Origin of the sequence: Dankookia sp. P2, assembly GCF_050632255.1 — a bacterium.
Classification (GTDB): Bacteria; Pseudomonadota; Alphaproteobacteria; order Acetobacterales; family Acetobacteraceae; genus Paracraurococcus.
The window spans coordinates 2432483-2457822 of record NZ_CP192581.1 but is presented as its reverse complement, the minus strand read 5'-3'; the positions used below and the strand labels follow the sequence as shown (position 1 = coordinate 2457822).

The 25340-nt window shown below is 69.4% G+C and carries 33 protein-coding genes; 18 read left to right on the top strand and 15 right to left on the bottom strand.

What is annotated here, in order from left to right:
• Positions 1-110 precede the first annotated feature (110 nt).
• A complete protein-coding gene (locus ACQ86J_RS14715) occupies positions 111-527 on the top strand; it encodes a tellurite resistance TerB family protein (RefSeq protein WP_431271678.1) in 417 nt (138 codons plus the stop codon).
• 131 nt (positions 528-658) lie between these two features.
• Here the strand turns inward: ACQ86J_RS14715 and ACQ86J_RS14710 are convergent, their stop codons facing one another.
• From ACQ86J_RS14710 to ACQ86J_RS14665, 10 genes are all read right to left on the bottom strand, one after another.
• Complete coding sequence (locus tag ACQ86J_RS14710; protein WP_431271677.1) at positions 659-1087, bottom strand: hypothetical protein; 429 nt, start codon at positions 1085-1087, stop codon at positions 659-661.
• On the bottom strand, positions 1048-1209 hold the full coding sequence (locus tag ACQ86J_RS14705; RefSeq protein WP_431271676.1) for a hypothetical protein: 162 nt from the start codon (positions 1207-1209) through the stop codon (positions 1048-1050). Before ACQ86J_RS14705 ends, ACQ86J_RS14710 begins: the two co-directional genes overlap by 40 nt.
• Positions 1206-2231 carry a zinc-dependent alcohol dehydrogenase gene (locus ACQ86J_RS14700; protein ID WP_431271675.1) on the bottom strand — a complete coding sequence of 342 codons (1026 nt, stop codon included), beginning with the start codon at positions 2229-2231 and terminating at the stop codon, positions 1206-1208. Before ACQ86J_RS14700 ends, ACQ86J_RS14705 begins: the two co-directional genes overlap by 4 nt.
• Before the next feature lie 207 nt (positions 2232-2438).
• Positions 2439-2657, bottom strand: a complete 219-nt coding sequence (locus ACQ86J_RS14695) for a hypothetical protein (protein WP_431271674.1) — start codon at positions 2655-2657, stop codon at positions 2439-2441.
• Positions 2654-3343: a cation diffusion facilitator family transporter gene (locus ACQ86J_RS14690; RefSeq protein WP_431271673.1), complete on the bottom strand. Its 690-nt coding sequence runs from the start codon at positions 3341-3343 to the stop codon at positions 2654-2656. The genes ACQ86J_RS14695 and ACQ86J_RS14690 overlap by 4 nt, the downstream gene beginning before the upstream one ends.
• Before the next feature lie 41 nt (positions 3344-3384).
• Positions 3385-3855, bottom strand: a complete 471-nt coding sequence (locus ACQ86J_RS14685) for a DUF1348 family protein (RefSeq protein WP_431271672.1) — start codon at positions 3853-3855, stop codon at positions 3385-3387.
• A gap of 82 nt (positions 3856-3937) precedes the next feature.
• Entirely contained in the window at positions 3938-4732 is a 795-nt protein-coding gene (locus ACQ86J_RS14680; protein WP_431271671.1) for a Bax inhibitor-1/YccA family protein, read from the bottom strand.
• A gap of 185 nt (positions 4733-4917) precedes the next feature.
• A complete protein-coding gene (locus ACQ86J_RS14675) occupies positions 4918-5460 on the bottom strand; it encodes an FtsX-like permease family protein (RefSeq protein WP_431271670.1) in 543 nt (180 codons plus the stop codon).
• A 76-nt stretch (positions 5461-5536) separates the two neighbouring features.
• The gene (locus tag ACQ86J_RS14670; RefSeq protein ID WP_431272410.1) at positions 5537-6853 is read right to left on the bottom strand and encodes an ABC transporter permease; all 1317 of its coding nucleotides are present in this window, start codon (positions 6851-6853) and stop codon (positions 5537-5539) included.
• Between the two features lie 11 nt (positions 6854-6864).
• Complete coding sequence (locus ACQ86J_RS14665; RefSeq protein WP_431271669.1) at positions 6865-7416, bottom strand: hypothetical protein; 552 nt, start codon at positions 7414-7416, stop codon at positions 6865-6867.
• Between the two features lie 193 nt (positions 7417-7609).
• Between ACQ86J_RS14665 and ACQ86J_RS14660 the strand changes: the two genes are divergently transcribed.
• Complete coding sequence (locus tag ACQ86J_RS14660; protein WP_431271668.1) at positions 7610-8383, top strand: TerC family protein; 774 nt, start codon at positions 7610-7612, stop codon at positions 8381-8383.
• Here the strand turns inward: ACQ86J_RS14660 and ACQ86J_RS14655 are convergent.
• Positions 8322-9125 carry an SDR family NAD(P)-dependent oxidoreductase gene (locus ACQ86J_RS14655; protein WP_431271667.1) on the bottom strand — a complete coding sequence of 268 codons (804 nt, stop codon included), beginning with the start codon at positions 9123-9125 and terminating at the stop codon, positions 8322-8324. The genes ACQ86J_RS14660 and ACQ86J_RS14655 overlap by 62 nt on opposite strands.
• Positions 9126-9252: 127 nt before the next feature.
• Here ACQ86J_RS14655 and ACQ86J_RS14650 point away from each other — a divergent pair, with 127 nt between their 5' ends.
• Positions 9253-10065, top strand: a complete 813-nt coding sequence (locus ACQ86J_RS14650) for a YicC family protein (protein WP_431271666.1) — start codon at positions 9253-9255, stop codon at positions 10063-10065.
• Complete coding sequence (gene gmk / locus ACQ86J_RS14645; protein ID WP_431271665.1) at positions 10062-10697, top strand: guanylate kinase; 636 nt, start codon at positions 10062-10064, stop codon at positions 10695-10697. Before ACQ86J_RS14650 ends, gmk begins: the two co-directional genes overlap by 4 nt.
• A 10-nt stretch (positions 10698-10707) precedes the next feature.
• Here gmk and ACQ86J_RS14640 read toward each other — a convergent pair whose 3' ends face one another.
• Positions 10708-10989, bottom strand: a complete 282-nt coding sequence (locus ACQ86J_RS14640; protein WP_431271664.1) for a DUF4142 domain-containing protein — start codon at positions 10987-10989, stop codon at positions 10708-10710.
• A 366-nt stretch (positions 10990-11355) separates the two neighbouring features.
• Here ACQ86J_RS14640 and ACQ86J_RS14635 point away from each other — a divergent pair, with 366 nt between their 5' ends.
• The 11 genes from ACQ86J_RS14635 to ACQ86J_RS14585 all read left to right on the top strand — a co-directional run bounded on the left by ACQ86J_RS14635 (position 11356) and on the right by ACQ86J_RS14585 (position 22015).
• Positions 11356-11736, top strand: a complete 381-nt coding sequence (locus ACQ86J_RS14635) for a DUF4267 domain-containing protein (RefSeq protein WP_431271663.1) — start codon at positions 11356-11358, stop codon at positions 11734-11736.
• 72 nt (positions 11737-11808) lie between these two features.
• Positions 11809-12660: an NAD(P)/FAD-dependent oxidoreductase gene (locus ACQ86J_RS14630; protein ID WP_431271662.1), complete on the top strand. Its 852-nt coding sequence runs from the start codon at positions 11809-11811 to the stop codon at positions 12658-12660.
• On the top strand, positions 12551-13480 hold the full coding sequence (locus ACQ86J_RS14625; RefSeq protein WP_431271661.1) for an HAD-IA family hydrolase: 930 nt from the start codon (positions 12551-12553) through the stop codon (positions 13478-13480). Before ACQ86J_RS14630 ends, ACQ86J_RS14625 begins: the two co-directional genes overlap by 110 nt.
• A complete protein-coding gene (locus ACQ86J_RS14620) occupies positions 13477-14550 on the top strand; it encodes an alpha-amylase family glycosyl hydrolase (RefSeq protein WP_431271660.1) in 1074 nt (357 codons plus the stop codon). Before ACQ86J_RS14625 ends, ACQ86J_RS14620 begins: the two co-directional genes overlap by 4 nt.
• A 20-nt stretch (positions 14551-14570) precedes the next feature.
• Positions 14571-14762 (top strand): hypothetical protein, encoded by a 192-nt coding sequence (locus ACQ86J_RS14615; RefSeq protein ID WP_431271659.1) that lies wholly within the window; start codon positions 14571-14573, stop codon positions 14760-14762.
• A gap of 10 nt (positions 14763-14772) precedes the next feature.
• Positions 14773-15045 carry a DUF3459 domain-containing protein gene (locus ACQ86J_RS14610; protein WP_431271658.1) on the top strand — a complete coding sequence of 91 codons (273 nt, stop codon included), beginning with the start codon at positions 14773-14775 and terminating at the stop codon, positions 15043-15045.
• Between the two features lie 63 nt (positions 15046-15108).
• Positions 15109-15471 carry an HPF/RaiA family ribosome-associated protein gene (locus ACQ86J_RS14605; RefSeq protein WP_431271657.1) on the top strand — a complete coding sequence of 121 codons (363 nt, stop codon included), beginning with the start codon at positions 15109-15111 and terminating at the stop codon, positions 15469-15471.
• Between the two features lie 266 nt (positions 15472-15737).
• The gene (locus tag ACQ86J_RS14600; protein WP_431271656.1) at positions 15738-17417 is read left to right on the top strand and encodes a PHA/PHB synthase family protein; all 1680 of its coding nucleotides are present in this window, start codon (positions 15738-15740) and stop codon (positions 17415-17417) included.
• Between the two features lie 473 nt (positions 17418-17890).
• Positions 17891-18490, top strand: a complete 600-nt coding sequence (locus ACQ86J_RS14595) for a hypothetical protein (protein ID WP_431271655.1) — start codon at positions 17891-17893, stop codon at positions 18488-18490.
• A 258-nt stretch (positions 18491-18748) separates the two neighbouring features.
• A complete protein-coding gene (locus ACQ86J_RS14590; RefSeq protein ID WP_431271654.1) occupies positions 18749-18877 on the top strand; it encodes a hypothetical protein in 129 nt (42 codons plus the stop codon).
• A 2406-nt stretch (positions 18878-21283) separates the two neighbouring features.
• Positions 21284-22015: a hypothetical protein gene (locus ACQ86J_RS14585; protein WP_431271653.1), complete on the top strand. Its 732-nt coding sequence runs from the start codon at positions 21284-21286 to the stop codon at positions 22013-22015.
• An 869-nt stretch (positions 22016-22884) separates the two neighbouring features.
• Here the strand turns inward: ACQ86J_RS14585 and ACQ86J_RS14580 are convergent.
• Positions 22885-23139 (bottom strand): hypothetical protein, encoded by a 255-nt coding sequence (locus tag ACQ86J_RS14580; protein ID WP_431271652.1) that lies wholly within the window; start codon positions 23137-23139, stop codon positions 22885-22887.
• 424 nt (positions 23140-23563) lie between these two features.
• Here ACQ86J_RS14580 and ACQ86J_RS14575 point away from each other — a divergent pair, with 424 nt between their 5' ends.
• Together ACQ86J_RS14575 and ACQ86J_RS14570 are read left to right on the top strand one after the other, a co-directional pair.
• On the top strand, positions 23564-23686 hold the full coding sequence (locus ACQ86J_RS14575) for a hypothetical protein (protein WP_431271651.1): 123 nt from the start codon (positions 23564-23566) through the stop codon (positions 23684-23686).
• Positions 23687-23804: 118 nt separating this feature from the next.
• Complete coding sequence (locus ACQ86J_RS14570; protein WP_431271650.1) at positions 23805-23990, top strand: hypothetical protein; 186 nt, start codon at positions 23805-23807, stop codon at positions 23988-23990.
• A gap of 407 nt (positions 23991-24397) precedes the next feature.
• On the opposite strand, the gene ACQ86J_RS14565 is transcribed toward ACQ86J_RS14570, so the two are convergent.
• Positions 24398-24853 carry a hypothetical protein gene (locus ACQ86J_RS14565; RefSeq protein WP_431272834.1) on the bottom strand — a complete coding sequence of 152 codons (456 nt, stop codon included), beginning with the start codon at positions 24851-24853 and terminating at the stop codon, positions 24398-24400.
• Complete coding sequence (locus ACQ86J_RS14560; RefSeq protein WP_431272409.1) at positions 24778-24990, bottom strand: hypothetical protein; 213 nt, start codon at positions 24988-24990, stop codon at positions 24778-24780. The genes ACQ86J_RS14565 and ACQ86J_RS14560 overlap by 76 nt, the downstream gene beginning before the upstream one ends.
• On the opposite strand from ACQ86J_RS14560, the gene ACQ86J_RS14555 reads away from it, so the two are divergent.
• Complete coding sequence (locus tag ACQ86J_RS14555; protein ID WP_431272833.1) at positions 24922-25158, top strand: hypothetical protein; 237 nt, start codon at positions 24922-24924, stop codon at positions 25156-25158. The genes ACQ86J_RS14560 and ACQ86J_RS14555 overlap by 69 nt on opposite strands.
• The last annotated feature ends 182 nt before the right edge of the window (positions 25159-25340 follow it).

The following is a 25340-nucleotide window of genomic DNA, read 5'->3' as shown; positions in this document are numbered from 1 at the left end:
GCAATGTTACAAGACTAATCATTGACGTGAGGCGAGCGCGGCGCGACGAGATTGCCCAGGACGTTCCGCCCCGCACCGCGGCGATCGGACCGCCGGGAAAGCGAGGCCCCATGCCCAATACGCGTTTCAACCCGCAGGAGGCGCTGGTCTGCGCCATGGTCCTGATGGCGGCCTCGGACCGCAACATGACCGATGCCGAGGTCGGGATGATGTCCCGCCTGGTGCAGGAGCTGCCGGTCTTCAGCGACTTTCACCCGGCCCGCATCGCCAGCGTCACCGAGACCTGCCTCGGCCTGCTGAACCGCGAGGACGGCCTCGACCGCGCCATGAACCTGATCCGCGACGCACTGCCGCAGCGGCTGCGCGAGACTGCCTATCTGCTGGCCTGCGAGGTCGCGGCGGCGGATGGCGAGGCATCGCAGGCCGAGCTGCAATTCCTGCAGGATTTGCGCATCGCGCTCGATCTCGACCGGCTGATCGCCGGGGCGATCGAGCGGGCAGCGAAGGCGCGGTATCAGGTGATCTGAAGGCGGGGAGAAGGTATTCTCCCCGGACCCCTCATCTATTTTTCTGAGTCCAGCGCTCGCCGCGCGTAGGCACCCGACTCCCAAAAAGGAAGGGAGGGGCTTGGGGAAGGAATACTTTTCCTTCCCCAACCTTATGCCGCGCTGCCCCAGGGCCGCAGCGGCTCCGGGATGCGGAAGTCCTTCGGCACCTCGAAGTCGCGCGCCGCGCCGCGCATCGCCTCGGCCGGCTTCGGCATGCCACGGCGGTCGCCATAGTCCCGCGCCAGCCGCTTCCGCTCATTGATCTTCCGCGCGCTCAGCGCCCGGCCGCAGAGCACGTCCAGCAGCGTCACGCCGGCGACGGCCGCGATTGCCAGCCCGGCATTGCCGCGTTCCCGCCCGCGCCCCGTCGCCAGCCCGCCGGCGAGCGTGCCGATATCCAGCGCGTCGCCGGCGACCCGGCCCCAGATCCAGGGCGTCGGGTCGCGCGAGGCGAGGATGCCCACCCCGGCGGCGATCTCCCGCACGCCATAGCTGGCGATCAGCTTCTCGTGCCCGCGCAGGCCGAGGCTGCGGGACACCGCATGCGGCGCCAGCAGCTCGCCAGGCCGAGCCCGATACTGAACCAGCCGAGCCCCTGCGCCAGGCCGAGGGTGGTGTCCGCGCGGCGCTCGCCGCGCCGCCGTGCCACGCGCCCGCTCATGGCCGGATCACCACCTTGATGCAGCTGTCGAGCTTGTCGCGGAAGGTCTTGTACATCTCCGGCCCCTGTTCCAGCCCGATGCGATGAGTGATGACGAAGGAGGGGTCGATCTGCCCCTGCTCGATCCGCCGGAGCAGGTCGTCGGTCCAGCGGTTCACATGGGTCTGGCCCATGCGGATGGTCAGGCCCTTGTTCATCGCCATCCCGAAGGGGATCTTGTCGAGCAGCCCGCCATAGACGCCGGGGATGGAGAGCACGCCGGCGGGGCGGCAGACATACATCATCTCCCGCAGCACGTGCGGCCGGTCGGTCTCCAGCATCACCGCTTGCTTGGCGCGGTCGTACATGCTGTCGATCGTTGCCGTCGCATGGGCTTCCATCCCCACGGCGTCGATGCATTTCTCCGGGCCCTTGCCGTTGGTCAGCTCGTTCAGCCGCTCGACGATGCTGTCCTCGGAGAAGTTCAGCGTGGTAGCGCCGCCGGCCCGGGCCATCGACAGGCGCTCGGGCACGTTGTCGATGGCGATGACCTGCTTCGCGCCGAGCAGCACGGCGCTGCGGATCGCCATCTGGCCGACCGGGCCGCAGCCCCAGATCGCCACCGTGTCGGTGGGCTGGATGTCGCACTGCACCGCGGCCTGCCATCCCGTCGGGAAGATGTCGGACAGGAAGAGCACCTGCTCGTCGCTCAGGCTGGACGGCACCTTGATGTGGGTCTTGTCGGCGAAGGGCACCCGCAGGTACTCGGCCTGGCCGCCGGGATAGCCGCCGGTCAGGTGGGTGTAGCCGAACAGCCCCGCCGTGGTGTGGCCGAAGACCTTGTCGGCCATGTCCTTGTTGCGGTTCGACCGCTCGCAGACGCTGAAATTGCCGCGCCGGCACTGGTCGCATTCGCCGCAGATGATGGTGAAGGGGATGACCACGCGGTCGCCCTTCTTCAGGTTGGTGCAGTCGGGCCCGACCTCCTCGACCACGCCCATGGTCTCGTGGCCCATGATGTCGCCGTTCTTCATGCCCGGCATGAAAATTGTCGTACAGGTGCAGGTCCGATCCGCAGATCGCGCAGGAGGTGACGCGGATGATAGCGTCCCGCGGCTGCTCGATCCGTGGATCGGGGACGTTGTCGCAGCGGATGTCCTGCTTGCCGTGCCAGACCAGTGCGCGCATGTCCGTCATTCCTCTCCGTCTGCGCGTCGAACGCGGGCGGAGCGGCTGGGTTGTGCGGGCGGTTACAGCGTCTCCGCCGGGGCCAGGGCGCAGGGATGCGCGGGGTCGCCGCCTTCCACCTGCAGGGTGGCATGGCCGATGCCGAAGCGCGCCCTGAGTTCGCCGCCGAGCGCCGCAAGGAAGCCGTCATCCGCCGTGGCGCCGGGCCGGACGAGATGCGCGGTCAGCGCCGTCTCGGTGGTCGAGATCGCCCAGATATGCAGGTCGTGCACCTCCGTCACCCCGGCTGGGCCGAGAGGAACGCGCCGACGGCGGCGGGGTCGATTCCCGGCGGCACCGCATCCATCGCCAGGTCCACCGATTCCCGCAGCAATCCCCAGGTGCCCACCAGGATGACGCCGGCGATGACGAGGCCCAGCACCGGGTCGACCCAGAGCCAGCCAGTCGCCTTGATCAGTAGCGCGCCGGCGACGACCCCGGCCGAGACCCCGGCATCCGCCACCATGTGCAGGTAGGCGCCGCGGCGGTTGATGTCGGCCGCCCGCCCCCGGGCGAAGAGCAGGGCGGTGCCGCCATTCACCAGGATGCCGGCGGCGGCGACCCAGAGCATGAAGCCGGTCGCCACCGGCTCCGGCGCCAGCAGGCGCTGGACGCTTTCCAGCGCGATGGCGCCGACCGCGACCAGCAGCAGCATGGCATTGGCCAGCGCCGCCAGGATGGTGCCGCGGTGGAAGCCATAGGTGCGCCGCCGGCTCGGCAGCCGGCGGGCCAGCCGTACCGCGACCCAGGCCAGCACCAGGCCGAGCACGTCCGAAAGGTTGTGCCCGGCATCAGCCAGCAGCGCCATCGAAGAGGCGACCAACCCCGCCGCGACTTCCAACACCACGAAGCCGAGGTTGAGCGAGACGCCGAGGGCAAAGCCCCGGCTCCTGCGGCCGCGGGCCGTGATGGTGGTGCGCGTGGCCATGGCCGTGATGGTCGTGCCCGTGATGCGCGTGGCTCATGCGGCTAGAGCCCGAGCGCTGTCAGGCCGGGATGAGCGGCCGGGCGCGGACCCGGCGCCGGCCAGCGGAACAGCCGGTCGGCCTCCCGGATCGGCACGTCGTTGATGCTGGCATGGCGTTCTCGCATCAGACCCTGCTCGTCGAAATCCCAGTTCTCGTTGCCATGGCTGCGGAACCAGGACCCGCTGTCATCGCGCCACTCATAGACGAAGCGGACAGCAATGCGGTTCCCCGCATGGGCCCAGACTTCCTTGATCAGCCGGTAGTCCAGTTCCCGCGCCCATTTGCGCTGCAAGAACTCGACGATCGCGGCGCGGCCCGCGAAGAATTCCGCCCGGTTCCGCCAGCGGCTGTCCTCGGTATAGGCCAGCGCCACGCGGGCAGGGTCGCGACTGTTCCAGCCATCCTCGGCGGCGCGGGCCTTCTGCACGGCGGTCTCGGCGGTGAAAGGCGGCAAAGGCGGACGGGCGGACATGGCGGGACCTCCGGGCCGAAGCATAGCGCATAAAAAGCCCCGGGGTTTCCCCGGGGCCGTGCCGGACCGGACGGGCCCTGGCTCAGTCGCTGGACTGGCGGACACCCACCAGCTGCAGCATCATCTGGAACAGGTTGATGAAGTTCAGGTAGAGGCCCAGCGCGTCCATCACGCTGCGCTTGCCGGCTTCCTCCGTCCCCTCGGCATAGGAATACTCGATGTAGTCCGCCTTGATCCGCTGGGTGTCATAGGCCGTGAGGCCGACGAACACGACCACGCCGATCAGGCTGATGGCGAACTGCAGCGCCGAGGACTGCATGAACATGTTGACCAGCCCGGCGATGATGATGCCGATCAGGCCCATCATCATGAAGCTACCCATCTTCGTCAGGTCGGCCTTGGTCGTGTAGCCATAGAGGCTGACCGCGGCATACATGCCGGCCGTGATGAAGAAGGTCGTGCCGATGCTGGCGCCGGTGTAGCGGAAGGCCAGGTTGCTCAGGCTGGCGCCCATGCAGACGCAGAAGGCCCAGAACAGCGCCTGCGACGTGCTCTTGCTCAGCCGGTTGTAGCCGAAGCTGAGGACCAGCGTGAAGGCGAGCGGCGAGAGCGCGGCGATCCAGAACAGGATCGTCGGCTGCATCACGATGCGGCCGGACTGGGTGCGGGCGGCGGTGTAGAACAGCTCCTGCAGCGCAGGCACGCTGACCACCGCAATTGCGACGATGCCGGTGAGCAGCAGCCCCGAAGCCATCCAATTGTAGACCCGGAGCATGTACCCCCGGAGCCCGGCATCGACGGCGGCCGCGTCGGCGGTCGCTGTGCGACCCCAGCCAGGCGCACCCGTCTGGTATCGATAGTCGGGTTGAAGGGCCATAGGTGTCTCGAACCTCCCAAGGGGGGCAATCCCCGCGACGCTGTTTATATGGAGAAGTTGTAACCCGTTTCAACGGGATTCCGCGTGAAAGCGGCAGCGACCCCAGCCGGCGCGCAGGGAAGGCCGGCACCGGCTAATGTAGGCCTGCGGTGGTCCCAGTCCATGTAGCGAAGCGTGAAGAATCGCTATTCGTTCCGCAACAGCGGGCCGGGCCGGGCTCGCAGCGCCAGCGCGGTGCCGATCTGGCCGCAGACCAGGGTCAGTAGGGCGCAGCCGACCACCGTTGCCGCCAAGGTTCCCGGCAGCAGCACCCAGTCCGCCCGCATGACCTGGGTGATCACCGCCCAGGCCGCCGCACTGCCGGCAATGGCCGCCAGCAGCCCGGCGACAAGTCCAATAAGCGCATATTCCACCAGCCAAGCGGCGCGGATCTGCGCCCGGGTGGCGCCCAGCGTCTTCAGCACCACCGCATCCCGCACCCGCTGGCGCTGCCCCGCAGCGACGGCCCCGGCCAGAACGAGGCCACCGGCCAGCAGGGTCAGGCTGCCGGTCGCCGACAGCGCGGTGCCGACCCGCCCTAGGATCGCCGCCACCGCCTCCAGCGCATCCCGCACCCGGATGCCGGAGATATTGGGGAAGGCGTCGGTCAGCGCCCGCAGCACCGCCGAATCCTGCGCCGGGTCGCCGCGGACGGTGGCGATGTGGGTATGCGGCGCGGCTTCCAGCAATCCGGGGAGGCGACCAGGGTGAAGTTCATCCCGAGCCCTCGCCAGTCGACCGCGCGCAGGTTGGCGACCTCGAGGTCTATGGTCCGGCCGAGGACGTTGACGGTGATGACGTCGCCGATCCCCACCCCCAGCCGCGGGCGATGCCGGCATCCATCGAGAGCAGCGGCGGGCCGCGGTAGTCGGCCGGCCACCAGCCGCCCTCGACCAGCTTGGTGCCGTCCGGCGGCGTCGCGGCATAGGTCAGGCCGCGGTCGCCGCGCAGTGCCCAGGCGGTCTCCTCGGTCACCTTCGCCTGCTCGGCCGGGATGCCCTTCACCGCGACGACCCGGGCGCGGAGGCTCGGCACCCGTTTCACCTCGGTGACGCCGGGCAGGGCCAGCGCGGTGGCGTCGAAGCGCTGGGCCTGGTCGGACTGGATGTCGATGAAGAAGAAATTGGGCGCGCGCGCCGGCATCTCGGCCGCCAGTTGCCGGCGCAGGTTGCCCTCGATCTGGGCGATGGCGGCCAGCGTGGTCAGCCCGATACCGAGCGAGACGACCAGCAGCGCTGCCGGCGAGCCCGGCCGGTGCAGGTTGGCGAGGCCGAGGCGCAGCGCCGGCCGCCGCAGGTGGCCGAGCCGCCGCGCCAGCGCCGCCAGCCCCCAGGCGCCGCCGCGGAACAGCGCCAGCGCAGCAATGGCGGCGGCGCAGAAGCCGAGGGCAAACCAGCGGTCGCCCGAGGTCGCGACGATCAGGCCGACCAGCGCCGCGGCCGCCGCCAGGTTCAGCGCCAGCACCGCCCCGCCCGGCCAGGCCCCGGCCGGCTGCACCGCATCCCGGAATAGCGCCGCGCCGGAGATCCGTGCCGCCCGGCCAAGCGGCCAGAGCGCGAAGGCCAGCGCCGTCAGAAGTCCGTAGAGCGCCGCCAGTGCCAGCGGTGCCGGATAGAGCGCGAGCCGCGGCGGCACCGGCAGCGAGCCCGCCAGCGCCTGCGCCGCCGCCCAGGTCAGCGCATAGCCGCCGACAAGTCCGATCCCGATGCCAAGGGCGGCCAAGGCCAGCACCTGGCTCAGGTAGGTGAGGAAGATGATGGCGGCCGGCGCGCCGAGGCAGCGCAGCGTGGCAATCGAGCGCGCCCGCGCATCCAGCCAGCCGCGCACCCCGGTGCCGACGCCGATCCCGCCCACCAGCAGCGCGGTCAGCCCGGCCAGCGTCAGGAACGACGCCGCGCGGTCGAGGAAGCGGTTCACCCCTGGCTCCGCCTGATCGGCGGTGCGGATGCGCCAGCCCTCGGCGGCGAAGGCGGTCCGCAACTCGTTGGCGAAGCGGGCGCGGGAGATGCCCTCGGGCAGCCGGATGCGCAGGTCGTGCTGCACCAGGCTGCCGGGCTGGAGGAGCTGAGTACGGGCCAGCATCGCCTCGGTGATCAGGGCGCGTGGGCCGAACAGTGCCGGGGTGGTGGCCTTGTCGGGCTCCGACCGCACCAGGGCCGCGACGCGGAAGGCCGCCTCGCCGATCCGCACCGTGTCGCCGACCGAGAGCCCCAGCCGCTCCGCCACCAGCGGGTCGAGAGCGACGCGCGGCATGTTCTGCGCCGCCTCCTCGGCCGGGGGTGCTGCAGGATGGGGACGGCGTTCAGCTCCTGCCGGGTGGCCAGCGGCACCGGCGGGTCGAGCTCCAGCGCACCGAACAACGGATAGGCCTTGTCGACGGCCTTCATCTCCACGAGCATCCGCTCGCCGGAGGGCGCCACCAGCATCGAGCGCAGGGTGACCACTGCCGAGGTCTGGCCGCCGCGCGCCGCGATCCAGGCCAGCGCCTCGGGCGTTGCCGGGCGGTTGCCGCTGCGCAGCTCCACATCGCCGCCGAGGATACGCGCGCCATCCGCCTGCAGCCCGGCCTCGAGACCGGCCCGCAGCGTGCCCACCGCGGCGATGGCGGCGACGCCGAGCGCGAGGCAAGCGAGGACGATCCGCAAGGAGCGGATTCCGCCCCGTATTCCCGCCGCGCCAGCCGGAGGCCGAGGACGAGCTGGCCGGCAGGACCCAAGACGATGCGCTCCGAACCTGATCTAACCTGCAGGTGGGGCCAGCCTGCCCCGATCCAAGGCCAACCGGCAACGCCCGGGGTGACGAAGCGTTACCGCGGCCAAAGCCGGGACCGTACCGAACATGGACGCCGAAATCGCCGTCGCCCTCCTCGCCCTGATCGGGATGGAGGTGGTGCTCGGCATCGACAACCTCGTCTTCATCGCCATCCTGTCGAACCGGCTGCCGGAGGCGCAGCGGGTTCCGGCGCGGCGGATCGGCCTCGGCCTGGCGGTGCTGCTGCGCTTCGCCATGCTGGCCGGGACCAGCTGGCTGCTGACCCTAACCCGGCCCTTGTTCGAGGTCATGGGCCTCGGCATCTCCGGCAAGGACCTGATCCTGCTGGCCGGCGGGCTGTTCCTGATCGGCAAAGCGACGATCGAGATCCACCATCGGGTCGACCCCGACAGCCAGGCCGAGAGCCATGCGGCCGACGCCAAGCTGGCGTCGTTCTGGCCGACCGTCTTCCAGATCCTGCTGCTCGACATGGTTTTCTCGGTGGACAGCATCCTGGCCGCGGTCGCGCTGACGCGGGAGTTCTGGATCATCGCCACCGCCATCGTCGTCTCGGTCGTGGCGATGCTGTTCTCGATGGATGCGCTGTCCCGCTTCATGGAGCGCAACCCGACCGTGGTGATGCTGGCACTGGCCTTCCTGGTGATGATCGGGATGGTGCTGGTCGCGGAAGGCCTCGGCGTGCACGTGCCGAAGGGCTTCGTCTATGTCGCCATGGCCTTCGCCGCGGCGGTGGAGGGGCTGAACCTGCTGGCCAAGCGGGCCAGCCGGCGGCGGAAGGTCAGCCCACCCGCGGCAGCAGGGCCCCCTTCGCCGGCACCGCGGCAAACAACGCGGCCCTGAGGCCGGGCGGCAAGGCGCCGCCGATCCGCGCCGCCAGGTAGGTCGGCAAGGGGTAGGCGATCCGCAGCTTCCCCGCGGCGATCCCGGCCAGGCTTCGCCGCGCGGCCTCCTCGGGTTCCATCAGCAAGGGCATGGGGAAGGCGTTGGCATCGGTCATCGGCGTCCGGATATAGCCGGGGCAGACCGCATGCATCCGGATGCCCCGCCGCCGCTCGGTGGCATCCAGCGCCTCCGCCCAGCGCTGCACCGCGGCCTTGCTGGAGCAATAGGCCGGCGCCCCCGGCACCGCGATGAACGCGGCGAGGGAGGCGATCACCGCCACCCGCCCCCGCAGTCCCTCAGGGCCGGGGTCCTGGCGCGCCATGACCTCCAGCGCCGGCAGCGCGGTGTTCAGCGCGCCTGTCAGGTTGGTCTCGAAGATTGCCCGGGCCTGGTCGGCCGGCTCCGTGCTGCCACCGGTGCCGGCGGAGATGCCGGCATTGGCTATGGCGAGATCGAGCCGCCCGGCGCCGCCGATCCAGGCCGCCATGGCCGCCTGGTCTCGGACATCGACACGCTGGAGCAGGGCGGTCGCGCCGGCCGCGGCGCAGGCCTCGGCCGTGGCCGCCAGCCGCCCGGCATCCCGCCCACCGAGATGCAGCGTGACGCCCGGCGCGGCGCAGGCGAGCGCCAGGGCCCTACCGATGCCGGAGGAGGCGCCGGTGACCAGCACATGCCGCCAGGGCCAAGGGGGTGTCGCCATCGCTTGCATCCGATCCGCCAAGGCGGGACAACCCGCCGCATGGGCATTCTTATGAGCATGACCGGCTTCGCGCGCGAGAGCGGCACGCTGGTCGACGGCACCAGCTTCGCCTGGGGATTCGCGGAGCGTGAATGGCCGCGGCCTCGACCTGCGGTTGCGCCTGCCGAACGGGCAGGACGCGTTGGAGGCAACGCTGCGGGAGGCGACGGCGAAGTGTCTCAGACGCGGCAACGTCTCCGCCACACTGACCTTGAAGCGGGAGGAGCGCCCCCGGCTGGTGGTGGACAAGGCGGCGTTGGACCAGGCCCTGGTTCTGGCGCTCGAACTCGCAGGGCGGATCCGCGGCAGCGTTGCCCCGGCCGCGGAGGCACTGCTGGCCCTGCCCGGCGTGATGCGGGCCGAGGTAGTGGAGCCGGACGAGGCGATCGAGACGGCGAAGCGCACGGCCCTGGCGGCGGCTTACGAGGTGGCGCTGGCCGGGCTTGCGGCCGCCCGCCAGGCGGAAGGCGCCAAGCTGCGACTGATCCTCGCCGGACTGCTCGCGGAAATTGCCGCGCTGCGCGACGCCGCCGCGGCGGAGGCCGCCGGCCAGCCCGAGGCGCAGCGCGCGAGGCTGCTGGAAAGCTTGGCCGCGCTGCTGGGCGAAGGGGGCCGCGCCCGTATCCCGGAGGAGCGCCTGGCCCAGGAGGTCGCGCTGCTGGCGCAGAAATCCGACGTGCGGGAGGAGCTGGACCGGCTCTCCGCCCATATCGACGCCGCCCGCGCGCTGCTCGAGGCCGGGCAGGGCGCCGGCCGCAAGCTCGACTTCCTGACCCAGGAATTCGTGCGGGAGGCCAATACGCTGTGCTCCAAATCGGCGTCCGTGCCACTGACGCGGATCGGCCTAGACCTCAAGGCGGCGATCGAGCGGCTGAAGGAACAGGCGGCCAACGTCGAATGAGCCCCTCCGCACCCTCGCGCCGCGGCATATGCCTCGTCCTCGCCTCTGCCCCCGGCGGTGGCAAGACCAGCGTCTCCCGTGCCCTGCTGGAGACCGAGCCCGAATTGTCCCTGTCCGTCAGTGCCACCACGCGGGCGCCGCGCCCGGGCGAGCGGGAGGGGGAGCACTACTTCTTCCAGACGTCGGAGCAATTCGCCGATGGCGTCGCGGCCGGTGCCTTCCTGGAACATGCGACCTTCCTGGGCCGCTCCTACGGCACGCCGCGCGCGCCAGTGGAGGCGGCGCTGGCCGCCGGCCGCGACGTGCTCTTCGACATCGAATGGCAGGGCCACCGGCAGCTGCAGCAGACCATGGCGGCCGACGTGGTCGGCATCTTCCTGTTGCCGCCAAGCCTCGCCGAACTTGAGCGCCGGCTGCGCGGCCGCAACCAGGACCCGGAGGACGAGATCGCCCGCCGCATGGTCGCCGCCCGCACCGAGATGCGGCACTGGGACGAGTTCGACCACGTGCTGGTGAACGAGGATTTCGCCGCCACCGTCGCCGCGGTGCGCGCCGTGCTGCATGCCGCGCGCACCCACCGCACGCGGCAGCCCTGGCTGGCCGGCTTCGTCGCCGGCCTGCTGGGGGACTGAAGCCGGGCGATCAGCCCAGCATCTGCTGGATTTCCTGCAGCATCACCAGGTGCTGCTGGATCGACATCCGCGCCAGCACCGCGATGTGCTGCGTGTCCGTGCTGCGGTTGGTGTTGTCGAGGTAGCCCTGCTGGATCTGCAGCAGTTCCTGGTGCCCGGTGATCTGGCCGAGGATGTAGGCGCGGTCGAAGGCCGGGCCGGACTGCGCCTGCAGCGTCTTCAGCACCGCGGCGTGCTCGGCATCCAGCGGCACCGGCGGCGGGTTGTCGGCATTGGTCAGCACCTGCGCCACCGCGGTCTGCTCGGCAATTTCCGAAGCCGGCGAACTGCTTCACCCGCGGGTGCTGCGCGCGCTCCAGCGCAATCTGGCTGGTCTGCTTGGCCAGGGTCCCGGCCATCAGTGTCATCGCCATGTGCTCGGTGCCCGAGAGCCAGCGGGACGTGCCCTGGGCCAGCGCCAGTCGCGGGGAAAGGCTGAGCGAAAGCGCCGCGAGCCCGGCCGAGCCGAGCAGGATGCCACGTCGATCCATGCTGTCATTCCTTTTGCGCGAGTATCGCCCGGGCTGATCTCGCCCGGGCTCCTGGCGCGACAACGGCGCCGGCGCGTCGCGGTTCGACGGGGAAGCGACATGACCCGCCCCGGCGTTGGGGCAGGCGCATGTCCCTGCTCCGTGACCCCACCGCTTGGCCGGCGCTTGCCCTCTCGCTCGTCCTGGCCGCGCTTGGCCTGGTCTTCATCACCGCGCCGCGCTGGGGCGCTGCGATCTTCGGCCTGCCCCCGCCGGAGGGTGCGGCGCTGGCCTACATCCCCGTGGTCGGCCTGCGCGACCTAGCCTTTGCCGGCTACCTCGCCGGCCTGCTGTGGCGGGGCGACCGCGCCGGGGCCAGGCTAGTGCTGGCGGTGACGCTGCTGATCCCGCTGGGCGACTTGACCATTCTGCTGGCGGTGCGCGGCACGGGCGCCGGCTGGCACCTGCTGCCGCATGCCGCGAGCGCCGCCGCGGTCGCCGCCGCCTGGCGCATCCTGCGGGCAGGGTAACGCTGCGCGGCGTGCCGGTCCTTCGCCGCCCCGCTGCGTTGCAGCAGGGCAATCGCCGAGAGGAACCCCGCCATGCCAAAGGACGAGGCCCCGCTCGACTGCCTGATCATCGGCGGCGGGCCGGCCGGGCTGACCGCCGCTATCTACCTCGCCCGTTTCCGCCGCCGCGTCCGGGTGGTGGACAGCGGCACCCCGCGCGCCGCCTGGATCCCCACCAGCCACAACATCCCCTTCTTCGCCGAGGGTATCGCCGGGCCGGAAATCCTGCGCCGTGATCGCGAGACCGCTGGCCGTTATGGCGTCGCGGTCGAGCCCGGCACCGTCGCCACCCTGGCGCGCGAGGCGGAAGGCTTCAGCGCCGCCACCCGGTCGCCCGAGGGCGGGTCCCGCACCATCCGCGCCCGCCGTGTGCTGCTGGCCACCGGGGCGGTGGATGTCGAGCCGGACCTGCCCGACCTGCCGGATGCCGTGCGCCGCGGCCTGGTTCGCTACTGCCCGATCTGCGACGGATATGAATCCCGCGGCAAGCGGATCGCCGTGATCGGCCATGGCGAGCGCGGCCTGGGCGAGGCGCTGTTCATCGCCCGCACCTATTCGGATGACGTCACCCTGCTGACCCTCGGCTGCCCGATGGCGCTGGACGAGAGGCAGCGCGCCTCCGTCGCGGAACACCGGCTGACGGTGGTGGAGCAGCCGGTCGAGGCGCTGGACGTCCGGGATGGCCGCATCGCCGCGCTGCGCGGGGGCGGGCGGGAGCACCGCTTCGACCTGCTCTATTCCGCGCTCGGCCTGCACTACCGCTCGGAAGCTGGCAGTGGCGCTGGGGGCGGAGCACGACGAGCGCGGCGCGCTGCGGGTGGATGGCCACAACCAGACCACCGTGAAGGGGCTCTACGCCGCCGGCGACATCGTCCGCGGGCTTGATCAGATCGTCGTTGCCATGGCGCATGGGGCCGTCGCGGCGACCCATATCCACAACCGCTGCGAGATTGCCGACCGAGGACGAGGCCGACAACCGCTGACGGAACCGGCACGCCGTTCGAAGGTTGCGCCCGCTCACCCCTCGGAGGCTGTCCCCGTGCAGGCCGTGATCTTCGACGTCGATGGCACCCTGGTCGATACCGTCGACCTGCATGCCGAGAGCTGGGCCGCCACCTTCCGGCATTTCGGCCACGAGGTCGCCGTCGCCGATATCCGCGCGCAGATCGGCAAGGGCGGCGACCAGCTGATGCCCGTGTTCCTGGCCGAGGATGTCGTGCAGCGAGATGGCGAGGCGATGGAGGCATTCCGTAAGGATCTCTATATGCGGGAGATGATCGGACAGGCCCGCGCCTTCCCCGGCGTCGCCGAGCTGTTCCGCCGCATCCGCGCCGATGGCCGGCGCGTCGTCCTCGCCTCCTCCGGCAAGCCGGACAAGCTGGCGCACTACAAGACGCTCGCAGGGATCGAGGACCTGGTGGATGCCGAGACCACCTCGGCCGATGCCGAGAAGTCGAAGCCGCATCCCGACATCTTCCTCGCCGCGTTGGACGGGCTGCCGTCCGGCGAGGCGATCGTCGTCGGCGATTCGCCCTATGACGCCGAGGCCGCGGCGAAGGCCGGGCTGCGCAGCATCGGCCTGCTTTCCGGAGGCTTCCCGGAGGCGGTGCTGCGCGAGGCCGGCTGCATCGCGCTCTACCGCGACCCGGCGGCACTGCTGGCGGAGTACGACCAATCCCCGCTGCGGGCGGCCCCGGCCGCATGATGGCCTGGTGGCAGTCGGCGGTCATCTACCAGATCTGGCCGCGCTCCTTCCAGGACAGCGACGGCGACGGCATCGGCGACCTGCGCGGCATCGCGCGCCGGCTCGACCATCTCCTCGGGCTCGGCGTCGACGCGGTCTGGATCTCGCCCTTCTACCCCTCGCCGCTGGCCGATTTCGGCTACGACGTCGCCGATCACTGCAACGTCGATCCCGCCTTCGGCACGCTGGACGATTTCGACGCGCTGGTCGCCGCCGCGCATGGGCGCGGCCTCCGCGTGCTGCTGGACTACGTGCCGAACCACACCGCGGACACCCATCCCTGGTTCGCCGAGAGCCGCGCCTCGCGCAGCAACCCGCGGCGCGACTGGTACATCTGGCGAGACCCGGCGTCGGATGGCGGCCCGCCCAACAATTGGCTGAGCGAGTTCGGCGGCAGCGCCTGGACGCTGGACCCCGCGACCGGCCAGTTTTTCTACCACGCCTACCTGCCGCAGCAGCCGGACCTGAACTGGCGCAACCCGGCCGTGCAGGACGCGATGTTGGAGGTGCTGCGCTTCTGGCTCGACCGCGGCGTCGACGGCTTCCGGGTGGATGCGATCCACCACCTGTTTGAGGATGCCGAACTCCGCGACAACCCGACCAACCCCGATTGGCGGCCGGGGATGTCGCCGGCCCGCCGGGTGATCCGCGCCCGCACCATGGACCAGCCGGAGGTGCAGTCCGCCATCGCCGCCATGCGCCGCGTCTCAGACGCCTATGCCAACCAGCGGCTGCTTATCGGCGAGGCCTACCTGCCGATCGACCGGTTGATGGCCTATTACGGCACCGATCTCGGCGGCTTCCACCTGCCCTTCAACTTCCACCTCATCACCACGCCCTGGTCGGCCGGGGCGGTCGCCGACCTGGTGCGACGCTACGAGGCGGCGCTGCCGCGCGGCGCCTGGCCCAATTGGGTGCTCGGCAACCATGACCGCAGCCGCGTCGCCAGCCGTATCGGCCCGCAGCAGGCGCGTGTCGCCGCCATGCTGCTGCTGACACCTGCGCGGCACGCCGACGCTCTACCAGGGTGAGGAACTCGGCCTCGACGACGATGCCGATCCCGCCGGCGCTGGTGCAGGACCCTTGGGAGAAACGGGTGCCTGGGCTCGGTCTTGGCCGCGATCCCGTGCGCACGCCGATCCCCTGGGAGGATGCGCCGAAGGCCGGCTTCACCACCGGCACGCCCTGGCTGCCACTCGGCGCGGATCATGCGGCACGTAGCGTCGCGGCAGCAGGCGCATGACCCCGATCCGATGCTCGCACTCTATCGCGCCCTGCTGGCGCTGCGGCGGCGCGAGGTGGCGCTCTCGCTCGGCGCGATCGAGGCCGTAACGGCGGCGGGCGAGGTGCTGCGCTATCTCCGCGTCGACCCGGTGGATGGCAGGCGGCTGCTGGTCGCGCTCAACTTCGGCGCGGCCGAGCAGGCGCTCGAGGCCGCCGGCACGCCGCTGCTTTCGACTCATGGCGATTTCGGCAACCCGCAGCGGCTGCGGCCGCATGAAGGGCTGGTGATCGACCCAGGGTGAGTGCCGCAACGGCACCGCCCGACCGGCGTTCGGGGGCCGAGGCATAGGGGAAAGGGACGCCACATGCAGCCGAAGCCGCCGATCGAGGACATCGTCTCCCGCATCATCGTCTCCGGCCACCAGGTCGATGTCGGGGACACGCTGCGCGGGCATGCGACCGAGCAGCTCGAGGCGCTCGGCCGCAAGTATTTCGACAAGGCCGAGGATGTCACCTGTACCTTCTCGCGCACCGGCAAGGGCGGCTTCGGCTGCGCCATCCGCATCCACAGCGGACGCGGCCTCTATTTCGACGGGGAAGGCGAGCACGCCGCGGCTCCGGCCGCCTTCGCCCTGGCGCTGGAACACGTCGCCAAGCAGCTGCGCCGCCGCAAGCGGGAGTTGCGCGAGGACAAGCCGGTGAACCCGACCCGCGACGGGGTGCTTTAGCAGTCCGGCCAGGGCGGCAAGCGGATGTTGCGCTGGATCATTCCCGCTTCGCCGCCACGCCGCCATGCCGCATGCTGGGCGCGCGCGGCAGGACGCCGGCCGAGCGCCGGGCTGGCAAGGGCCCGGTGCCGCGATGACAGGCTAGATTGGGAAGGGCATGAGCATGGCCGAGAACGAGAGCGGCGCGGACCGCAAGCCGGGCGGCTTCGGCACTATCCCGGGTGCCGAGGCTGATGCTCGCCTCGCTTGCCTCATGGACCGCGGCGATGCCCCCGATGATGCCGGGCGTCCAGGGCGCGGGCGCGCTGAGCGACGCCGCGGTGGCCGAGGCGCTGCGTCAAGCCAAGTCGCTAGTCGACCGCGACCCGCTGCTGAAATCGGTCGATGCAATGTGGAACGCCAATCCGATGCGGGATGTGATCCCGGTGGACTGGGCCGAGGTCGCCCGGGCGCTGCGCATCGTATGGCTGCAATCCTTCTCCGACCCGGCGGCGACGATCGCCTCCGCCACGGCGCTCGGTGCCAATGTCTTCCGCGCCGCGCTCGAGGCTTGGGGGAAGCCGGCAAGCGCTGGATGGGAGAGGCGCCGCCGGAGGGTGGAGCAGGGAGGCAAGCCGGCCCATGACAAGCGCTTCGCTGCGCCCGAATGGCAGGCCAACCCGGTCTTCCGCACGCTGAAGGAAGCCTATCTACTCGCCTCCGATTGGCTGGTGCAGCGTGGCAAGACAAGCCCTGGCCTCGATGCCGCCGAGCGGCAACGGCTGGAGTTCCACTTGCGGCAATTCGTCGACGCGATGAGTCCGACCCTGCTGCTGGCCAGCAACCCGGTGGCGCTGAAGCGGGCGATGGAGACCGGCGGCGCAAGCTTGGCCAATGGCGCGCGCAACCTGATGGAGGACCTGCAGGCCGGCCGGCTGAGCATGGTGGACGAGAATGCCTTCGCGCCCGGCCGCAACCTGGCGCTGACGCCGGGCAAGGTGGTGCACCGGAACAAGCTAGTCGAGCTGCTGCAATACACTCCGCAGACGCCCAATGTGCATGCCCGGCCGCTGCTGATCCTGCCGCCCTGGATCAACAAGTTCTACATCATGGATATGCAGCCGAAGAACAGCTTGGTGGATTTCTTGGTCAAGCAGGGCTTCACCGTCTTCGTAGTGTCCTGGCGCAACCCGGATGCGTCGATGGAGGACACGACGATCGAGGACTACATGGACCTCGGCGTGCTGGAGACCAGCGACGTGGTGCGCGATATCACGGGCTCCGAAACGCTGAACGTCATGGGCTACTGCATCGGCGGCACGCTGCTGGCGATGGTGCTGGCCTGGCTGGCCGCCGAAGGCGACAAGCGCTTCAACGCCGTGACCTTCATGGTCTCGCTGCAGGACTTCTCGCGCGTCGGCGACACCGCGATCTTCCTCGGCGACGGGGCGATCGACGCGATCGAGGCGCAGATGATGCAGCGCGGCTATCTCGACAGCCGCGAGATGGCCAACATGTTCAACCTGCTGCGCTCGAACGACCTGATCTGGGCGAATGTGGTGAACAACTACCTGCTGGGGGAGAAGCCGCCGGCCTTCGACCTGCTCTACTGGAACAGCGACGGCACCCGCATGGCCCGCGCCGCGCATGCCTGGTACCTGCGCAACACCTATGTCGAGAACAACCTGATGGTCCCGGGCCGTGTGGTGCTGAAAGGCCAACCGCTCGACCTCGGCGCCATTAGGCAGGACATCTATGCGGTAGGCGCGGAGAAGGACCACATCGTGCCCTGGGACGCGGCTTGCGCAGATCAGCCGGCTCGCGGGAGGCAAGGTACGTTACATCCTCGGCTCCTCCGGCCATATCGCCGGGGTCATCAACCTCGCCGGGCGGCAAGGGAAGCTACTGGACATCCGAGCCCGGCGCAGAGACCGCGGGCGCTTGGCGCGCGCTGCCGTGAAGCATGACGGCAACGCTGGTGGACCGGACTGGTCCGCTTGGCTGGCTGAGCGATCGGGCCGCAAGGTCAAGCCGCCGGGCATGGGCAGCAATACCCATCCGCCGCTGGGTGACGCGCCGGGGACCTACGTCTTGCAGAAGTAATCACGCGATTTCACGTGCGCGTCAGGGTGCGGCGCAACACGGGTTGGTTACAGATTCTCTTCATCCTTCCCCCTATCAGTTCCGCCGGCAGAGGGGTGGATGCGGGGTAAGGCATCCGCTGCTCCGCGGGGACCGCGGCAGCGGGACGGCCAATCCCAGCCAGTGGGGAGCCGCGCCAATGCCTGCCGCGGTGCCGCCCCACTGACGGAGCGTCCGATGAGCCAGGCCCTCGCCACCCGTATCGAGAACCTGCAGGATCTCTGCATCGCCCGGCTGCGCGATTGCCTCGATCCGCGCAGCGGGCGCTTGCGCCCGGCAGGTACGCGATGCGGCCTGGGTGCCGGTCGCCGGGCCCGAAACCCTGGCCGGCTCCGCCATCTGCCTCATCGGCCTCGGCCGCGCCGGCATTCCACCGCGCGCCGTGTTGCCCGATGCCGCCGGTCTCTGTCGCCGCCTTGCCGCCGCTATCCGGGACGAGGCACAGCCGGGCGCGGTCGGGTTGGCGTTGTGGGCCAATGGCGCGCTGCGCGCCCTGGCGCCGCTTTCCCTGCTGGCGGAAGCCGGCTTCGCGCCGGAGGAACTCGACCTGGCGCTGCCCGGGATGACCACGACCGAGATCGCCTGGCTGGTCAGCGGCCTGCTGCATGCCGATGTGCCGGCGCTGCGCCCGGCGACCATCGCGGCGCTGCGCGAGTTGGAAAGCCGAGCTGGACCGGGAGACGCTGCTCTTCGCCCATGCCTCCGCCGCCGCTCCGCTGCGCTTGCGGCTGCGCCGGCGCATTGCCGATTTCAGCGACCAGGCCTTCGCGTTGCAAGCCCTGGCCTTTGCCGCGACGGTGCTGGGCGATCCGGAACGCCGCCTGTTGGCCGACCGCGTCGGCAGCGTGATGGTGGCGTCGCAGGGCCCGCTTGGCCAGTGGTGGGCGCAGCACGATAGCCGCCGGGGAGAGGTCGTGGAACGCTACCCGGTGTTGTCGGCGCAGCAGCACAGCATCGGACCGATGGCGCTGCGGGCACTCGCGCTCGCCGGCGGCCGCGGCCACGCCGCCGCTGCCGCCGGTAGCCGAGCCTGGCTGCATGCGAACGAACTCGGCCTCGACTTGGTCGAGCCTTCCTCCGGCATCATCTGGCACGGCCTCGGCCGGGGAGGGGCGCGACGGCCCGCCGCCTGCGCCAGGCCCGCATCTTGGCCGGTATGCCCGCGCCCGACCTTGTCGCGCCGCACCTGACGCTGCTGCAGGAGATGCTGCCGCGTGACTGGGGCTGGTTGCTCTATGCCAGCGCCCTCGAAAGCGGCGACCAGCAGGCCGGCCATATCCACTAATCCCTGCGGCCAGCGGGGAGTGCCCGCCGGGGACTCGAACCCCCACGCCCCTTCGGATTGCGCATTTTAAGATCGGCTGGAGCCGGCCTGATTGCCTCCATGGGCCGATCCCCATCAATGGCTGCCAGCGACCTCGTTGGTCCTGACTTTGGGGTCGGGCCGAGGGTTGGGGGCGATCGTGGCGATCATGGCGATATCGTCGCCCACCGTTCGGTGGCACGATCCAGCCATCTGATCGTCGTCAAACGGATCCGACGACTGGCTGGCGGTGACGACCTGCGCGACCCTGCTGATGATTATCCTCCTCGTCGGGTCGACGATCGGCGGGATTGCTCTCTCCAGTGATGGGGCTGGCCGCATATTTCTGGCGCGCGCCCGTTCGCCTTTCGGCTTACGCCCGCGGGCAATAGGTCGAACATCTCGCTCGTGCTCGCTCTTTCGACCCATCGCTGGTCCAAGGAGAAGAGATTTTGGCGGTTACCCGGCGGATACCGGTCCAGTCGACCGGACCTCCCCTTGGGAAGTCGGGTGGCTGCACGACTGGCCGGGGTCGTCGCGCAGATGCCGCTGCGCGGCTGGCCAAGGCAGATATGCCTGAGGAATTCCCCCGTAGGTCACTTCGCCAATTAGACCTGTAAGGATGGATACTTAGGGGTAATTCCTTCTCCCACCTGCGCGTCCTATGGGACTTCGCGCATTCTGCCCTGGCCGGCACCCCCGCTGCGCAGCAGGGGCTCGACCCCCGAGAGCGATTGCTCCACAGGCGCGAGCGGTGGAGGGAGAGCGGGACGGGAACGGGCCGCAGGCCCGTGGCCGGACCTTCGATCACACTCCCAGCATCGCAACCGTCCAGCCGATGATCCGCCGCGAAGACAGCAGAACAGGATGGCGATCGTCGCTCTCATTTCATCCGCGGGCGATACCGCTGACCGCAGTCCATATGGAGCCGAAGGTCGTACCAGCTCCACCCCAAGGCGTCTTGCATCAACAGCGCAAACAGGCGGGGATTGATGAGAAGATGGTGCTCAATGCCGGCACGACCGCGATGGAATGCATGCATTTCTCCACGTCACCTTTGGCCCGCCGTGCCCTACTGGAATCGCTGCCGGCGCTGGGAGGCGGTGGCTCTGCGAGCATATTGCTGGATGCTACCGATATCTGTTTGGCAATTGCCGGCTCCAGCACTGGCCTCCCCGTCCAGGCCGTCGCCAGTCGGCGACAGCAGCCGGCGGCCTTTGGCAGGTGCGTTGTCGCGGCTGCCCGCGCGGCGGGGTGCAGGGGCGTTCCGTGCGCCGTCTCCCGATCGGCGATGCCAAGATTGCGGTCATGGCCGCGGTCGACAACCCAGCCACCGAGACTGAATCCGTGCTGCTGGCCTGCTCGTAGCGGGTACCTGCTGCCACGGCTGATGGAGGGCGCATCGGCGCGGCATGGAAGCCGAGGGACGGCCTCCATGATCGGCCGCGGCCAGGACGTCGTCGACCGCCGTGACCCCCACCGGATGGTGTGCTGGCCGGCGTGGGAGCAATGCGGCCTTTATCGAAGCAGCCAAGCTGCTAATTTCGGAGCAACACCTTCAGGGTCCAGGCATTGCCGCGGGGCACCGTGCGATCGAGACCAGGGTAGGACCGACCCGCACCTCGACGTCTGGATCATAGCTGCCGGGGGAGCGACCACGGTCAGGCGCAGATTCGGCCCTACGAGGATGCATGGTCCGGTAACCATGCGCTCGATCGTCGCACGGTCCTGGTCATCCAATGCTCGGCGGAGTGCCGCAACTTGGCTCTGGCTCGCGCACAGCGCGGTGCCCTGCGTGGTGAATATCGGTCTCTCAAAATTCACAGCCTGCTGCGCGGTCGTGCTCAGAGGTGTAGCGCCAAGCAGCAACCCAGCAACAAACATATGCACGCTCCGACGCATGACTGCCTCGATGATGTCCATCTATAGGCGTACCACCGATGCGTTTCGGCGGCGCGGGTCAAATCTGGTACGGACGCTCACTGCTGGAGCGGCCGCCGGGCTGCCCAACTCAACGCAGCCGTGTTGGCGATTTCACTGTCAGAGTTCCGAATCTGAGTATCACACATGGATGGAATCGAGCCGAAGCGGAACTCACCGCGAGCGCGCACCCCTCCTCCTCATCTTTTCCGATCTGGCGGGCAGAATGAGTGCCGTGGCGCGGGCGCGACCGAGCCTGATCACGTGGCTCATCGTCGCGCCACGTGAGGACGTTCACGCCATCGAGACCTGCGCCTTCATCCCGCCGTGGATGCGGCGCTGTCCGACGCTGCTAGGTCACTGCCTCGATCGACGAAGCCGATCCGCGCGATCTGCTGCGCGCTGCGGTGCAGGACTGTCCGTCGCGCCTTTACCGGGCCGGCGACCGCGCGCGCGACAAGAGCTTCTATGGGCAACTGGGCATTCTCTGCCGCGGCATATTTTACCGAGGCGCTGCTCAACGGTGATCCGATCGACGAAGCGCGTCTGTCGCATTTTGAACGGCTCTCGCAGCTAGATCCAGCACTGGCCAGACTGTCGGCTGTGATCCAGGGCAGCAACTACATGGCGGAGGCCGTGGACTACATGATCTCGCTCTTGCGCGCATGCGACGCGCTTCGAGGAAGCGATCTCCGCCTGCCGCAAAGGGCCGGGGCGGCGATCTTCGGCCGGCGCCTTCGCGCAGCATTGGGGCGAACTGAAGCACCCGATCCGGGATTTACCGCGCCTGCGCCGTTCCGCCGAGTCCGTAGCCGTGATGAATTGCAACCAGTCGGACGAGCACTTGGAATCGCGTGGCTTTTCCAGAATGGAATGCTGCGCGTTGCCAGATCCAATTGGTTTAGGGCTCGATCGCATTCCTCGTCGCAGATCAGCTGCCGCAACTCGCCTCGCTGCGACGCGTTGCCGATCGGGTCTGGAACCTCGAACAACTTTGCGGTCCGAAGAACGCCGCACCACCTTCCGGGAACGCGCACCGCCCTTGTGCGCGACTTGACAGCCACTGGCCAGAAGATCGTCACGACTAATCCCCAGTCTGCTCTTGCGCGGCTTACCCACACGGATGACCGCAGACGCGGGAAGATCGAGGGCGACATCGAAGATGAGGACGATGATGTAGAGGGGGAGATTGCCGCCTGATTGTCCGGCTATCGATCCCTGAACACCGGGGGTTCAGCCTGTCCAAGCAAAACCCGGAGAATTGCATTGGCAGATAGCAAGCGCCAGCGGTCCAGCACCCTTGCAGCCAGAATCCCCACGTGCTGCGATTGGCCGCGCCAACACTCCCCGACTTCCGACACCCGCCTGGACCGTGACCTCATCGCTCTGCTCGACCACGCGCTGGGGCTGGTTGCGGATCACCTGACGCCCCATCAGCGTGCCGATCTGTGGCAGCGGTCGAGGAGATGGGGCTCCGCGGCAGCATCGAGCGCCAATGCTCTCCCCGAGGGTCCAGCGGGTGCTTTTGAGCGAGCAACCCCGTGTCCAATCCGGACGGTGGGCGGAGTGGAGGTGCGAATCCCGGTCGAAAGTCTGGAGCCCAGTGAGGGGCGTGATCGTCGGGGAAGGATCAGGGGCAAGATTTCGAGGCATTCCAGAGCCCGGCCTGGCAGCGGCCGCGCCGCGGACCGAGAAGGGAATGGCTTGCTTGCCCCGGCCGCGAGGTCGGCTACGCCCCGGGCCGTGGCGGAGTGAGCACAAGCGGCGCCGACCCGAACCCACCGAGAGCGAAGCATCCGGCGACGGTGCGTACAGCCCGTACTCACGGACGGCCACGACGACCGACCCGTCAGCGGGGATGGGTTCGGGGACCGAACCAGCGTAGCCGGACTGAGCGTCCATCGTCGAGCGGACGCCCGCCGAGGCAAGATCGGCTTCAAGCCAGCGGTCGGCGGCGCCGCGGCCGAGGGTCCCGCATATCCGCAGGAAGCTCCAACTCGCGTCGCGGTGGCTCCCCGCCTTGAGCTCGCGAGGATTCTTTCTCGGCCCCGATGACGTGCATTCGGGCATCACGCAGCCGAGCCAAGGCTCCCCACTGCCGAGGCGGGAAGGTCCGCCAGGAAGTGCTGCGCCAAGGCGAGCGAGCGCAGCTCCTGCCGCAGCGCGGCGCCGAGCGCCATCTCGTCGGCCCGCTCGGCGATGCCGGACGCACCGAGCGGCAGATCAGGCCGCTCCAGGGGCGTGGTGCGCACCAGCACGATGTCGGCGGGCGCGCCGGCCTCGACCAGCGCCCGCAGCGGCGGGTTGGCAGCCGTAGCCGCCATCCCAGTATTCCTCGCCGTCGATCACCACCGCCGGGAACAACTGTGGCAGGCAGGCCGAAGCCAGCAGTGCATCGGCCGTGACCTCGGGGCCGCGGAACAGCCGCGCCTCGCCAGTCCGCCACGCGGGTAGCGGAAACCACCAGGGTGGGCGCGCTCGAGGAACCGAAGGCGGAGAGGTCGAGCAGGCCGTCGAGCACGCCCCGAAGCGGGTTGAGCCCGAGCGGATTGACTTGAGCCCGCGACAGCCCCCGCACGGCCTGTCGCACTGCGTCGGCCATCGGCGACATCATCCCGGCGAACGGGAGGAGGACCCCGGCCGCGAACACGTCGCGGTGAGCCGGATGTAGTGGCAACGCGGCGCCAGAAGACTTCAAGCAGGCGTTTGGCCTCGCCCGGTCCTCCGGTAGCAAGCCCCTGGGCCAGCATGGCGGCGTTCATGGCCCCGGCGCTGGCGCCGCTGACCGCCCTGACGCAGATCGCGAGGCTCGTCGAGAAGGCGGTCGAGCACGCCCCAGGAGAAGGCACCGAGGGCGCCGCCGCCTTGTAAGGCCAGCGTCACGGGACGCGCATCCGCACACCGCGCCGGGCGGCCCGATTGCATGCTCGCGGAGAAAAGGCCGGCCGGAGTGTCTGCCGAGACCGCTAGCTCCCCACGAGAGGCTGTGGTGGAGGCCGAGGTCTCCTGGGAGCGCCGCCGCGAGACGGCCGCCAGGACGGCGGCACCGATCGCGGCCAAGGCCAACGCAGTGGAGAGCCAGGACAGCGGGCGTGACGACAATAGGAAGGACAATGGCGGCAAGGGCGCAGGAAGGCGGCGAGGGATGGCGCGGGCAATCCAGGGGCCGCCCTAGGAGGAAGGGCGAAATTCATGTTGCTAATCCGAACTATTTTTGTGCGGCGCAGCACGATATGGTGATTGCTCAGCGGAATGCACATCGAAACACGGTTTGGTGTCCGTTGGAGTTCGCGCCGGACTGAGACAGCTTTTCGGGATGAACCCACCTCTCGCCCCAGGGATTACGGCCGTAGTGCTGGCTGACATGTTAGGACGCCAGACGCGCCTTACTCATCCGCAACGCGACAACGGCGCGCACCTGGCTTGCCAATCATAGGCGATGGAACCACCGAGTTGCTGGCGGAGGCTCTGGTCGAGCAGCTTGCTGCCGAGAAGCCACCAGGTCCGGCGGGAGCAGTCACCCGTGGGCCGCCCCGCTCCCCGTCCAGACTATCAGGATTTCACCGTTGTCCTCCTCGCATGTCACGTCGAGCGTGCCGCGCGCGCGGACAGCGACCATGCTTGATCGATTTCGTCGCAAAGCTCGTGGACGATCAGCGCGAGCGCCGTAGCGGCCGCTTCACCTACCCGCACCTCCGGCACCGATACCCCGGATGCGCTCACCGATGCTGCCTTTGGTGTCGTAGGGCGCGGTAGGACAAGTAAACAGGTCACCGAGCTTGGCCTGCAGCCTTTGGCGTCCGCTCCGCAGGTATGGGCCGGATCAGATCGTGCGCCCGGCCCAGCGTGGCCGAAACGCTGCCGCAGGTCGGCGCTCCATCTCCGTCGTTGTCGCGGCGGAGCGCGCAGCTCATCGAGGTCAGACTGGCCGCAATGGCGCGAGCAGTTCTTGACCCGATGGCTCAACTCGCCCGCCAGCATCTCGCGGGCCTCCTCGGCCTCCTTGCGTGCCGTACTGTCCAGAAACACGCCGAACATGAATTCGGCCGACGATCGCCCTCGTCGGCACCGCGCCCGCGGGCTGACACCCACCGGATGCCGTCCGGGTGAAGGATACGGAAGTCTATTTGGTAGGGACCTGGCGTCGTCCGGGTCGCTTCGAATGCAGTCTTCACTCGATCGAGATCGGGCGGGGAAAATGCTGCACCGACAAGTCGGCGAACGTGAATGGGCCGTCCGCGGCGCACCCCAAGAGCATGGCTGCGCGCATCCATGGCGATCTCGTCGGTATCGACGTTCCAGGACCACAGGCCGATGCCCGCCGCTTCGGCTGCGCTTCGTAGGCGCTCCGCGTTCCAGACGGAGGGCATCGGATCCTTCCCACGACATGGCGCAGTCCCTCCCGCTTCAGACCCGGAGTGGCGGGGTCTGTGCATGGTCGACCGTGCATCCTGGCACGCTCACACCGCGTTATTGTATCGGTTTCCGCCGACCATTGCAGGGCAAGAAGCAGTCGCAAAAAAGA